We start from the raw sequence: 11,165 nt of genomic DNA, 5'->3' as shown, positions 1-11,165 counted from the left end.
ATGAACACGCCGATCCCGAACAGCAGGTTATAGACGCTGACGTAGCCGTCTTGGGTGACATCGACCAGGGTGGTGGTGTCGAACACGGCCCACATCGCTTCCAGCAGCCAGCCGGCGGCACCGCCGACGCCCTGGGCGAACCAGTCGAACGGCGCCGTGACCAGCGACGCGGCCGCCTCACCGGCGGAATCGCAGACAGTGGAGATGACGGGGATATCACACAGCGCCATCACAAACCTCCCTCAATGCTCGGTGGGTGGTGGATGGCGGGCGTCACACCGACTGGCCGACGTCCCAGAAGAAATTGATCAGCGTCACCGAAGCGCCGCAGATCACCGCGGCGCCGCAGGAGATCAGCACGCCGATCTTGCCGCGACCGGCCAGATGCGGGTTCGAGCTGTTGGAGCCGAAGCCCCACACGATCGCCGACACGATCAGCGCCAGGACGCTGAGGATCAGGCCGATCGTCATGATCGCGCCGACGATCGTGCGCAACTGGTCGATGCCGGGCAGCCCGGACGAGTTGGGGTCGATGTCGATCTGGGCCGGCAGGCTCGACCCGTACGAGGCGAGGGTCTCGGTGACGAGGGTCAGGATGGTCATGGCAAGGCGCTCCTTCACAGCTGAGGCGAGAGTGGGGTTCTCGCGATCAGGTGCACCACCGCCCGCCAGCACAGAAACTCACCAGCACAGAAGAAGGGCGCCCACCCCTCGACAGGAGCAGACGCCGTTGGTAGTAGTGCGGGTGGGGTCAGAGTTGTTGGCCGATGCCGATGAGCCAGTTCATCCACGCGACCCCGGAGCCTGCGAGGATCGCCGCACCGAGCGCGACGAGCACGCCGGTGCGGGCCTTGCCGGCAGCGGCGTAGTTGCCCGTCGAGGAGGCGATGGCCCAGATGATGCCGGAGACGATGAGCATCAGCACCGCGATCACCAGCACGAACGTCAACAGCGCCCCGATGACCTCTTCCAGGTCGCCGATCCCGCCCAGGCCCTCGAAATCCGGGAACACCTCCATCACGCACCCCCACCCGACGCTGGCAGGGTCGGATGATCGAAGTGCCGGAATAGCTCTGTCGGCAAGCTCGACGGACTGGGTGTTGCAGCGGTGCGAAGTCTCATGTCCGATAGGTGCGCCACGCGGTTGTGCGTGACGACGGTGTGTCTCAGCCAAGTTGCGTGATGGACGAACCTTGGTGCGGACTCGAAGTAGCCGGGCGGCGATCTGAGAGTGGCCGGTCTGACCGGAGGCCGGTCTCTCGCGGCGAACCGCGTGCTGGGTGGTCAGTGCTGTGGGACCGGGTCGCGGAAGAGGACTCGGGGCACGAACCAGAGGTAGAACACCATCCCGAACAGTTCGACCAGGGATTGCATGACGATGACGATCGCGGCGACCTCCCACCCGGCAGGCAGGGAGAGCGCGAAGGGCAGCACGATGAAGGAGTTGCGGGTGCCCAGGGAGAACGCCAGCGTCCGTCCTTGACCGGCAGGAAGACGGAAGGCGAGGCTGAGGAGTTTCGCGATCACCTGGGCTGCGGCGAGGAACGCGAGGGCGATGCCGACGACGATGGGCAGCAGGCGCAGGTTGTCACCGACCGCGCCGACGTGGGCGGTGGCGACCAGCAAGATCACCACGGCGAGCAACGGCACGGGCCACCAGCCGAACCGTTCCACAGTGCGCCCACGGGTCGGGCTCTCCTTCGCCCAGGCCTCGGTCAGCGCGGCCAGTCCGAGCGGGGCGAGGACGACCAGCAGCGCGGGCCAGACATCGGCGAGAGCGAACACGGAGGCGAAGTCGATATCGGCCATCAGCCCCAGATACAGCGGCAGCAGCAGAAGCTGGAGGATCAGGGTGATCGGCGTGAGCGCGGTGGCTCGGGTGGCATCGCCGCGGCCGAGTTGGCTGAAGGTGATGAACCAGTCGGTGCAGGGCACCAGCAGCACCAGCAGCAGTCCGAGCCGTAGCGCGTCGTTGTCGGGTGCGAGCTGCACTAGAGCCCAGACCAACAGCGGGATGATGACGAAGTTCCCCACCAGGGCGGTGACCAGGAAGCGTCCGTCCTTGAACGCCGCCGGGATCGAGGCCAGCGGCATCTGGGTGAAGGTGGCGTAGAGCAGCAGCGCGAGCACGGGCCAGACCAGGGTCTCGGTGAGATGCCCGGCCTTGGGCCAGAGGGTGCCGGCGAGGAGTCCTGCGGCGACGGCGGCGAGGTAGAACCAGACCTGGTGGCGTTCGAGGGTGTCGCGGCCGATCAATGCGGCTTGCTCTTTGCCGGGCTCGCGTGTTCGGTATGACCGGGGATGAGCTCCTCCAGCATCGGCATCCCCTCCGGTGGCGCGGTGATCGTCAGGGTGAATCGCAGTCCGCGCAGGGCGATATCGAAGGAGAAGAACGGGCAGCACTCCTGCTCGGCGACCGCCAGTGAGCTGACGTCGCCGAGGGCAGCGATGGGCAGGTCAATCCGGACGCCCCCGGCCACCGGGTGCAGCGGCGCATCGGCCAGCGCCTCATGCCACTGCGCAATGCGGTCCTGTTGCCCAGCGCCGAGAGAGCAGGCCACCGGGGGTGGAGACGGTGGCGCTGGTGCGGTGGCGAGGAAGGCGCAGTCCGGGCTGCACCGCTCGGTGCGGTCGGGCAGTTCATCCAGATGCTCGATCGCGGCAGCCAGGGCGTGGCGGGCCTCGGAAAGCTCACCGATCCCGGCATCGATCTGTTCGAGCTGGTCGCCCAGCAAGGGCCGCAGCCGCGCTTTGACGCTCGCACACGGATCGGATTCCCACACGCTCAGCAGCGAGGCGATCTGCTCCAGGGGCAGGTTCAGCTGCTTGGCGGCGTCGATGAACCGCAACCGTTCCAGGGTCTCGTCATCGAAGAGGCGATACCCGTTCGGGGCACGCTGCGGCCGCAGCAGGCCGAGGTCTTCGTAGTAGCGCAGCGTCGTGGGAGGCACCCCGCTGCGGGCTGCGACCTGGGATATGCGCATCGTCTCCATGCCATCAACGGTAAACGTTCGAGTCGACTCGAAGGTCAAGATCGTTCATGGATCTCGTGAGGCGACCGGAGAACCGACACCCGCTTGCTTGCTGTCGAGATCGGAGACACGCACGATGCGAATGGGAAGTAGACAAATGGGAGGAATAGGGGCGAATCCCGGTGAATCAGATGTAACTTCCGAGACTAGCCGACGATCGTGACGTGCAGGTGGTCGTCGTGACGGGTGGTGATATCGGTGCCGTGGGGGTAGTCGCGCCACCCTTCCGCGTCACGGCCGACGGACCAGATCGTGTTCTGCCAGATGAGGTAGTCCACGCCGAGGATGTCGGCGTGCTCTTTCATCCAGTTCGTGACCTCCCAGCCGTACTCGCGCTGGGCCGGGGTGGGCAGCTGCCCGATCGCGTTCCCGAACGCCAGATCGCACGCCCGCCCCAGCGGATGCTCCGAGACCGTGCCGGGCCGAGGCGAATAGCACGCCCACGTGGTGTCGGGGAAGGCGGCCGAGGTCTGCTGGTAGAGGTGCAGGGTGCGGCGGGTGATCTGCCCGCCGGTGGTCGGGTCGTCCACCAGCTCGTCCGGGTTCTCGCCGGTGAACGGCTCCGGCGCCCCACCCGGCCCGCTGCCGGTCTCGCAGTCGCCGGCGGGTGGGCCGGTCTCGGCTTCGGGCAGGTCGGCGGCATCGTGCCGGTTGAGCCAGGCGGCCGGGTCGATGTGCTCGCCGTCGGTGCCGCCGTCACGGACCTCGAAATGCAGATGCGGGCCGGTGGACATGCCCGAGGAGCCGACATCGGCGATGTGCTGCCCCGCAGTCACCCGGTCGCCGGCGGCCACGTGGATGCCATGCTCCCAGGAATGCGCGTACGCGGTCGCCACCGTGGCCCCGTCGATGGTGTGCTCGATGACGACCAGCCCGCCGTACCCGCCGGAGAACTCGGCCACCGTCACCGTGCCGTCGGCGGCGGCGAGGATCGGGGTGCCGTCCGGGGCGGCGAAGTCACTGCCGGTGTGGAACGACTCCTGCTCGCCAGTGATCGGATGCACACGCGGCCCGAAGCCACTGGTGGCCGTCCAGGTGCCCTCCGGCAGCGGGAACACCACTCGCGCCGACTCCACCGCCCGCACCACCGGGGCCGCCGCTGATGTCGCAGTGCTACCGGAGCCGGTGCTACCGGAGCCGGTGCTGCCGGTGCCGGGGGTGCTGGTGAGGGCGGTGATGATCTGTTCGGCGACGGGCTCGTAGTTGTCGTACCTGTCCGGGTACGCCGAGACCTCGACGGCTTGGGCGGCCTCGCCTTTGCCCATCTGCTCCCACCCCGGAATATCCAGCAGACCCCGCGGCGAGCCCTGGTTCGGTCCGTCAGGGCCGCCGTAGAACGCCTGCGCCTGGTAGTCGGGGTCCATGAGGTCGGCGACGGTGCCCCACCCGGACTGCGGACGCATCTGAAACAGCCCCAGCGAGTCGTTGTCGGAGCCGTCGCCGTCGTTCGGATACTCCGCCGACTCCGGATAGGCGCTCGTGTTGGCGAGCTGCCGCAGGGTGGATTCGGTCAGTGCTGCCATCAACGCGATCACCACCCCGTCGCGGCCCACCCCCTCGATACTCGAGCCGGTCTCGATGATCGTGGCCGCGTGGGTGAGCTGCTGCCGGTTCAACGTGAACGACTCCCCAGCACGGGTCTGGACAGCGAGTTCGTCGGGGACCTCGCCGACGGTGATGCTCCCGCCAGGGATGGTGCAGGCGGCGGTGAGGGCGGGGTTCATCAGCAGCCCGATCCCCACCACGGACAGGAACGGGGCCGCCAGCACCAGGACGAGCAGCCCGAGGGCGACCTTCTTCATCACGGGCGCTCCTTTCTCCGGGCTCGCGGGTCTCAGCGCAGGGGGTTGTCGAGCTCGGACAGGCGCAGCAGGTGGCAGGTGTCGTAGGCGGGCTCGCAGATCACGAACACCGTGAACGCCACCTCATGCGCGCTCGTGACCGCTTCCTCGTTCCACACGCCAGCGCGGTGGCGGATGCCCTCGATCGTGATCGCCGTCGTACCTTCGACCAGTTGCCCGGGCCGCGCCTGCTCCTGCGCGGTCGCCCACGCGTCGGGCACGAACGCAGCCTCGATTTCCAGGTGCTGGGTGGTGGCGTACTGGCGCAGATCGACCCACGCCTGACGGGAGGGCAGGTAGGCGGCGAGGTCTGATGCGAGGCCGGCCTGCTCGGTGCCGGTGGGGTCGGCGACCTCCATCACCACGCTCGTGTAGTCCAGCGGCATGAACCCCGAAGCGGTATCCCACGCGAACACCGCCGTCGCGACATTCCGTGCGAACGTCTCCGGATCACTGCTGCCGGCCACCGGGGCGATCCGTGCCGGGTGCGCCGGCCCCGGCCCGGGCGGACTGGTCGCTGACGGGCCGTCGGCACGATCATCAGCTCCGGAACAGTCGTCAGCGACGCCGCGACAGAGACAGCGGCGAACAGGATCGCGCCGATCACCATCAGCAGGCGCTTGCCGATCCGGTCGCCGAGCACGCCCATCGCGACGAGGAACCCGGCCATCACGAAGCCGTAGATGTCGAGGATCCACAGCAGCTGCGTGCTCGACGGGTTCAGGTCCGCGGCCAGGTTCGGCGCGGCGAGGAACAAGATCGTGAGCATCATGAACAGCAGCGTCGAAGGGATCACCAGGACGGCGAGCCCCCACCACTGCTTGGCGCCGGCGCGCGGCGCGGACGCGGCGGTGTCACTCATGGCGCACCCCCTGTGAAGCGTGTCGTGGTCATGGTCGTCCTCTCCTCTCCGTCGGCTCCGTCTCGTCGTCCCGAAAGGAACTCGATCATCGGTGTACGAGTTGCAACAGCTACACTATCTCATACATTCCCGTACGACTTGTGAGGTGGATCATGACGACGAAGAGAACGACGACGCGCGGCACCACAGCCGGTGCGTCAGCCGCTGGTGGGCGGGCGGCCAATCAGCGCGCGGATGCGCAGCGCAACCGGGCGAGGATTCTGGCCGCGACCGCCACGGCGATCCGCAAGAACGCCGATGCTTCGGTCGCCGACATCGCCGCCGAGGCCGGGATGGGCAGAGTGACCGTCTACGGGCACTTCCCGACCCGTGCGGAGCTGATCGAGGCCGCCCTGGTGGACAGCCTTGAACGCGGCGAAGACGTGCTGAGCGGGGTGCCACTGGACGGTGATCCGGCCGAGGCGTTCCGGCGTCTGGTGACCTCCAGCTGGGTGCTGGTCGACCAGTCGCGGGCGCTGCTGGCGGCCGCGCTGAAAGAGTTGCCCGCGGCCCGCATCCGCGAACTGCACGAGAAGGCCGAGGGGCGGATGCGCGCTCTGCTGCTGCGCGGCCAGCGCGAGGGGATCTTCCGGGCCGACCTGCCGGTGTCCTGGCTGCTGACCACCACGCACGTGGTGATGAACGGCGCCGCCGAAGAAGTGCGCTCCGGCCGCCTCGACGCCGACGACGCGCCGTGGTTCATCGAGGCGATCCTGCTGCCCGCCTTCACCGCCGCCACCAGCGCTGCTGGGGAAGGAGTCCGATGAGCACGCCCAGCATCGCGATCATCGGGGCTGGCGCTGCCGGAACCGCGGCCGCGAGAACCCTGAAGGCCGCAGGTCTCGATATCGATCTCTACACGCGATGCGGCGAGAGGCCGTACAACCGCACGCTGGTCAACAAGGGCATCGCCATCGGACTGCTCGAACCGGCCCAGGCGGCGCTGCCTGACACCGGGGCCACCCTCCGGTCGGAGACGGTGCGCGGCCTCGACCCCAGGGCTCGGCGGTTGCGCCTGGAGTCCGGCGATACCCACGCCTACGACGCGCTCCTCATCGCCACCGGCAGCCGGGCGCGCACCCTGGACGAGGAGGTGATCGGCCGCGACCAGGCCGTCAGCGCCGGCAGACTGACCACCCTCCATTCAGCCGCCGACGCCGTCCGCGTCCGCGATCTGCTCGCGACCACCAAGCCTGCCCGGGTGCTCATACTCGGCGGCGGCCTCGTCGCCTCCGAGACCGCGTCACTGCTCACCGACGCCGGCCACGACGTTGCCCTCATCACCCGCGCCGCGATTCCAGGAGCGAACGCCATCGGCGCACACGTCGCCCGCCGGCTACGAGACCTGCACCGCCCCCAGCACGCCGCCTATCTGGAACGGACCGTGAGCTCGATCCGCACCCTCACCGATCGCATCAGCATCACCCTCAACGACGGGAGCCGGGTAGAGGGCGACCTCGCGATCATCGCCCACGGCACCCTGCCCGCCGCCCCCGCACCCTGGACCGGGCCCGACGGCATCCCCGTCGACTCCCGCCTGCGCTCCATGCACGCCCCGCGGCAACGGATCTACGCCGCCGGCGGGGTCGCCGTGCACCACTATCCCGGCCACGGCTCCTACCGGATCGACCACTGGGACGACTCGGTCGCCCAGGGCATCCACGCCGCGAACGCCCTACTGCACGACCTCGGCATGGCCGACGACCCCGGCCTGTACCTGCCGAACTCGCTGTTCTCCGCACGCATCCACAGCCATACCCTCACCGGCGTCGGCCACCCCGCCCTGAGCACAAGCACGCGACTCGTCTCCACCGACCCGCTCCTCACGGCCCACTACCTCGAGGATATCCCCGTCGCACTCACTGGGATCGACGCCGCAAGCCTCGTCCGAGACCGGACACCCCTGCTGCACCAGCAGGCGCCGACCGGCTCCTGATCCACGGGCCGGATTGCCGACGCCTCAGCGAGCACCAAGCGGTGGCGGGCAGAACCATTGCTCCGCCCGCCACCTATGTGCTTTATGCAGTGCGTACGCAGGAGCACTGGGATGCCGCGAGGGTGCCTTCGGCAGCTTCGATCTCATCGCGAAGCGCCGGATCGCCCATCGCAGTTTCTGCGCCAGCACCGTCCTCGACGATCTCCGTCTTCTTCTCGCGAGGCCACAGTACCTGTGCCGCGATGGCCCCGGCGATCGCGAGAGCAGCGAGGATCGACCAGGCCAGAGGGAACCCAGACGCGGTGCCGACCCATCCCGCGATCGGGTACGTGACGAGCCAGGCCAGGTGAGATAGCGAGAACTGTGCTGCAAAGGCTGCCGGGAGCTCGTTCTTCGCGACCGAACCTCGAATGACGCGTCCGGTGGGAGTGACGATCAAGGCCATGCCGCCGCCGATGACCACCCAGATCGGTGCCGTGACCATCCAGGACGCCGCCTGGCTGGCGGTCATCGCAACGGCCGCCACCACGCCGGCAAGCAGGACTGCGGCACCCGTCATCATCACGACACGCTCGGCGATCCGGTCGAGCACGCGTGGCAGAAACAGAGCGACCAGCAGTGTGCCACCGCCGGAGGCCGCGAGCATCCAGGCGACGTCAGCCTGGGAACCACCCAGTTGATCGCGGACGTAGTTGACCGTATTGACCACCACGATCGATCCGGCCGCGGCGACCACCAGGTTCAGCGCCATCACGCCGCGCAGACGAGGAGTCGCGAAGAAGACCTTCACGCCCGAGGTGACTCGGTTCCACGCGCCCGCCTGACCACTCGGGGCCGCGTTGGGGATGCGAGTCGAGAGCACCAGGGCGGCGGAGACCACGAATCCCACCGATGTCCCGACGAACAACCAGTTGAAGGTCATGAACGTCAGGGCAATGGCCGCCAGCACCGGACTGAGCAGGCTCTCCATCGTGTAGGCCACCTGCGACGCGGACAGCGCCCGGGTGTAGTCGGACTCCTCGGGCACGATATCGGGGATGACCGCCTGGAACGTGGGTGTGAACGCTGCCGAGGCCGCCTGCAGCACACCGATGAGGACGTAGATCTGCCAGATCTCCGTGACGAACGGCAACGCGAGCACCACCAATGCGCGCACCACGTCGAGCAGAGTGAGGAACATCCGCCTCGGGAGCCGGTCGGCATAGGCCGCCGCCAGCGGAGCGATCAAGACGTACATGATCATCTTGATCGTCAGCGCCGTCGCAAGCACTGCCCCCGCACTGGGGCCGGCGAGCTCATAAGCGAGCAGGCCGAGGGCGACGGTCGCCAGCCCCGTACCGAACAGCGCGATGATCTGCGCACTGAACAGATGGCGGAAGTCGCGGATCGCGAACAGACGCATCGATATCTCCTGACCTTCTCGAACACCTCACCACCCCCAACCTAATACCCCCTGGGGGTATTCCCATAAACTCGGGTCGAGTTGGCACGAGGATGTGTGCACACCGGCGACGCGAGGCCATCTGGCGCCCGTGGCGCCGGTCTCCGGCAGCTGCCCGACGAGCCCGTAAACTAGGCCACATGGTGTCGGTGGCGAGTGTGCGACAAGGGAAGGGGCTTCGAAGCTTCCTCCGGCGCGTGCTGCTGGGCGGCGTGCTGGTGGCCGCGGTTGTCGCCGGGCTGCTGGCGATGCATACGCTGAACCTGCATGGCACGCCGGCTGCTCACGCGCCCGCAGCCATGTCGGTCTCCGCCACTGGTGCCGACGAGGCGCATCACCTCGCGGCGGGCACGCATGAGTCCGGAGGAACAGCCAGTGACCTCGGTGGTGCATGTACGGACTGCGGGGGCGGTGCACATCTGAGTATGGCGATGGCCTGCGTGCTCGCACTGCTGCTCGTCCTGCTTCTCCTCGTGCCGCCTCGGCTTCTGCCTGGATGGATGCACCTCGCGCCCCGGCCGTTGTTCGTGGCTGGTTTCATCGACAAGCGTTTGTCTCGGGCACCGTCGTTGCACGTTCTCTGCATCAGTCGCACGTGATGGAGGGGTAAACCCGGCGCCTACCGAGCGCCGACGGTTCACTCCCACACACGCGGTGCCCTCCCGGGTGCCGCGACACCGAAGCGACTGTTGACATTGGAGAACACTCATGAAGTTTCGTACCGCGGCGACCGCCGCGATCGCACTTTCCGCTGCCCTCGTACTGGCCGGCTGCTCGGCCGGGAGCGAAGACGACTCTATGCCGGGCATGGACCATGGTGCGTCCGAGCAGGCAGCCGACGCCAACGATGCGGACGTGATGTTCGCCTCGATGATGATCGTCCACCACGAGCAGGCCATCGAGATGAGCGACATCATCCTCGCCAAGGACGGCGTCCACCCCGAAGTGGTCGAGCTGGCCGAGGCGATCAAGGCCGCCCAAGGTCCCGAGATCGACCAGCTCCAGGGCTGGCTGGACGACTGGGGCGCCGACCCCGAGGAACACCGGATGGACGGGATGGACCACGGCGACGGGATGATGACCGACGACGACCTCGCGGCCCTCGAATCGGCGGACGGCGCCGAGGCGTCGCGATTGTTCCTGGAGCAGATGATCGTCCATCACCAGGGAGCGGTCGAGATGGCCCAGACGCAGGTCGACGACGGCAGCAACCCCGATGCCGTGGAACTGGCGCAGACAATCATCGACGCACAGACCACCGAGATCCAGGAGATGCAAGACCTTCTGGCCACTCTCTGATCGACCATCAGGGTCGGTGCCGGGCCAGCGTGCTCGGCACCGACCTGCCCCTACTCTTCAAAGGAACAATCCATGACCCACCGCACCACGTCGCGACGGCCGAAACTGATCGTCGTCGCCACCGCAACGCTCGTCTCGGCCCTCGTTCTCTCCGGATGCGCCACCTCGCCCTCGCCTGAACCCGCGTCGTCCACGGCCGGCGGCCAATCAGTCGACAGTGACTTCCTGGCGGCTCATGATCTGGCTGGCCTCGACGCCGCGCAGGTCATCGAACGGCTCGACACCATGCCGTTGGCCGATCGCCCCGTCAATCTGATCGCGTCCGTGCAGCCGGATGCGATCGTCCTCACCGACGATCAAGAACGCGAGACACAGCTGCCGATGCCCGAAGACGAGGTCTACATCTCGGTCGCCCCTTACCGGGACCAAACCCATGACTGCTACTTTCACAGCCTGACCACCTGCCTCGGTGAGCTCGCCAATGCCGACGTTCAGGTCACGCTCACAGACGATGACGGTGACGTGCTCGTTGACGAGGTCCGGCAGACCTACGACAACGGCTTCGTCGGCCTCTGGGTGCCCCGCGGCATCGAAGCAACGCTCACCATCGAGTACGAGGGTCAGACGGGAACCGCAATGATCTCCACGATGAATGAGGACGATGCGACCTGCATCACCACTCTGCAATTGGCCTGACCACATGCCTGGTGAGCGT

11 protein-coding genes and 3 pseudogenes are annotated in these 11,165 nt (G+C 67.6%); 5 read left to right on the top strand and 9 right to left on the bottom strand.

The window, feature by feature from the left end; genetic code table 11:
* From WDU93_RS08390 to WDU93_RS15245, 8 genes and pseudogenes are all read right to left on the bottom strand, one after another.
* A pseudogene (locus WDU93_RS08390) lies at positions 1–230 on the bottom strand (conjugal transfer protein TrbL); the annotation flags it as partial.
* Positions 231–273: 43 nt separating this feature from the next.
* Positions 274–603, bottom strand: coding sequence for a DUF6112 family protein (locus tag WDU93_RS08385; RefSeq protein WP_293785617.1), 330 nt, complete (start codon positions 601–603; stop codon positions 274–276).
* Positions 604–751: 148 nt separating this feature from the next.
* The gene (locus WDU93_RS08380; RefSeq protein WP_293785615.1) at positions 752–1,018 is read right to left on the bottom strand and encodes a DUF6112 family protein; all 267 of its coding nucleotides are present in this window, start codon (positions 1,016–1,018) and stop codon (positions 752–754) included.
* A gap of 266 nt (positions 1,019–1,284) precedes the next feature.
* Positions 1,285–2,256, bottom strand: a complete 972-nt coding sequence (locus tag WDU93_RS08375; protein WP_293785613.1) for an arsenic resistance protein — start codon at positions 2,254–2,256, stop codon at positions 1,285–1,287.
* Positions 2,253–3,032, bottom strand: a complete 780-nt coding sequence (locus tag WDU93_RS08370; RefSeq protein WP_337319473.1) for a MerR family transcriptional regulator — start codon at positions 3,030–3,032, stop codon at positions 2,253–2,255. The genes WDU93_RS08375 and WDU93_RS08370 overlap by 4 nt, the downstream gene beginning before the upstream one ends.
* A 146-nt stretch (positions 3,033–3,178) precedes the next feature.
* Positions 3,179–4,834: a M23 family metallopeptidase gene (locus tag WDU93_RS08365; protein WP_337319487.1), complete on the bottom strand. Its 1,656-nt coding sequence runs from the start codon at positions 4,832–4,834 to the stop codon at positions 3,179–3,181.
* Positions 4,835–4,866: 32 nt separating this feature from the next.
* Positions 4,867–5,424, bottom strand: a pseudogene (locus tag WDU93_RS08360) (hypothetical protein); the annotation flags it as partial.
* Between the two features lie 41 nt (positions 5,425–5,465).
* Positions 5,466–5,642: pseudogene (locus tag WDU93_RS15245) on the bottom strand (MFS transporter); the annotation flags it as partial.
* Positions 5,643–5,887: 245 nt separating this feature from the next.
* Between WDU93_RS15245 and WDU93_RS08350 the strand changes: the two are divergent.
* Together WDU93_RS08350 and WDU93_RS08345 are read left to right on the top strand one after the other, a co-directional pair.
* Positions 5,888–6,541 (top strand): TetR/AcrR family transcriptional regulator, encoded by a 654-nt coding sequence (locus WDU93_RS08350; RefSeq protein WP_337319471.1) that lies wholly within the window; start codon positions 5,888–5,890, stop codon positions 6,539–6,541.
* On the top strand, positions 6,538–7,710 hold the full coding sequence (locus WDU93_RS08345; protein WP_337319469.1) for an FAD-dependent oxidoreductase: 1,173 nt from the start codon (positions 6,538–6,540) through the stop codon (positions 7,708–7,710). Before WDU93_RS08350 ends, WDU93_RS08345 begins: the two co-directional genes overlap by 4 nt.
* An 82-nt stretch (positions 7,711–7,792) precedes the next feature.
* On the opposite strand, the gene WDU93_RS08340 is transcribed toward WDU93_RS08345, so the two are convergent.
* Entirely contained in the window at positions 7,793–9,112 is a 1,320-nt protein-coding gene (locus tag WDU93_RS08340; RefSeq protein ID WP_337319467.1) for an MFS transporter, read from the bottom strand.
* Between the two features lie 179 nt (positions 9,113–9,291).
* Between WDU93_RS08340 and WDU93_RS08335 the strand changes: the two genes are divergently transcribed.
* The 3 genes from WDU93_RS08335 (at position 9,292) to WDU93_RS08325 (ending at position 11,146) form a co-directional block, all read left to right on the top strand.
* Positions 9,292–9,750 carry a DUF6153 family protein gene (locus WDU93_RS08335; protein ID WP_293786553.1) on the top strand — a complete coding sequence of 153 codons (459 nt, stop codon included), beginning with the start codon at positions 9,292–9,294 and terminating at the stop codon, positions 9,748–9,750.
* Positions 9,751–9,859: 109 nt separating this feature from the next.
* The gene (locus WDU93_RS08330) at positions 9,860–10,450 is read left to right on the top strand and encodes a DUF305 domain-containing protein (RefSeq protein WP_337319465.1); all 591 of its coding nucleotides are present in this window, start codon (positions 9,860–9,862) and stop codon (positions 10,448–10,450) included.
* 72 nt (positions 10,451–10,522) lie between these two features.
* On the top strand, positions 10,523–11,146 hold the full coding sequence (locus WDU93_RS08325; RefSeq protein WP_293786557.1) for a CueP family metal-binding protein: 624 nt from the start codon (positions 10,523–10,525) through the stop codon (positions 11,144–11,146).
* Positions 11,147–11,165: the final 19 nt, after the last annotated feature.

Source organism: Microbacterium istanbulense (assembly GCF_037204145.1).
GTDB classification, from domain to species: Bacteria; Actinomycetota; Actinomycetes; order Actinomycetales; family Microbacteriaceae; genus Microbacterium; species Microbacterium istanbulense.
Note: the sequence above shows the minus strand (reverse complement) of the source record. Positions and strands in the feature narration are given on the sequence as shown.

Bases quoted from the DNA above. Each gene is read 5' to 3' on its own strand.
- WDU93_RS08345 (WP_337319469.1), top strand. From the start codon at position 6,538: ATGAGCACGCCCAGCATCGCGATCATCGGGGCTGGCGCTGCCGGAACC.
- WDU93_RS08330 (WP_337319465.1), top strand. From the start codon at position 9,860: ATGAAGTTTCGTACCGCGGCGACCGCCGCGATCGCACTTTCCGCTGCC.
- WDU93_RS08335 (WP_293786553.1), top strand. From the start codon at position 9,292: ATGGTGTCGGTGGCGAGTGTGCGACAAGGGAAGGGGCTTCGAAGCTTC.
- WDU93_RS08385 (WP_293785617.1), bottom strand. From the start codon at position 603: ATGACCATCCTGACCCTCGTCACCGAGACCCTCGCCTCGTACGGGTCG.
- WDU93_RS08350 (WP_337319471.1), top strand. From the start codon at position 5,888: ATGACGACGAAGAGAACGACGACGCGCGGCACCACAGCCGGTGCGTCA.
- WDU93_RS08365 (WP_337319487.1), bottom strand. From the start codon at position 4,834: ATGAAGAAGGTCGCCCTCGGGCTGCTCGTCCTGGTGCTGGCGGCCCCG.
- WDU93_RS08380 (WP_293785615.1), bottom strand. From the start codon at position 1,018: ATGGAGGTGTTCCCGGATTTCGAGGGCCTGGGCGGGATCGGCGACCTG.
- WDU93_RS08325 (WP_293786557.1), top strand. From the start codon at position 10,523: ATGACCCACCGCACCACGTCGCGACGGCCGAAACTGATCGTCGTCGCC.
- WDU93_RS08340 (WP_337319467.1), bottom strand. From the start codon at position 9,112: ATGCGTCTGTTCGCGATCCGCGACTTCCGCCATCTGTTCAGTGCGCAG.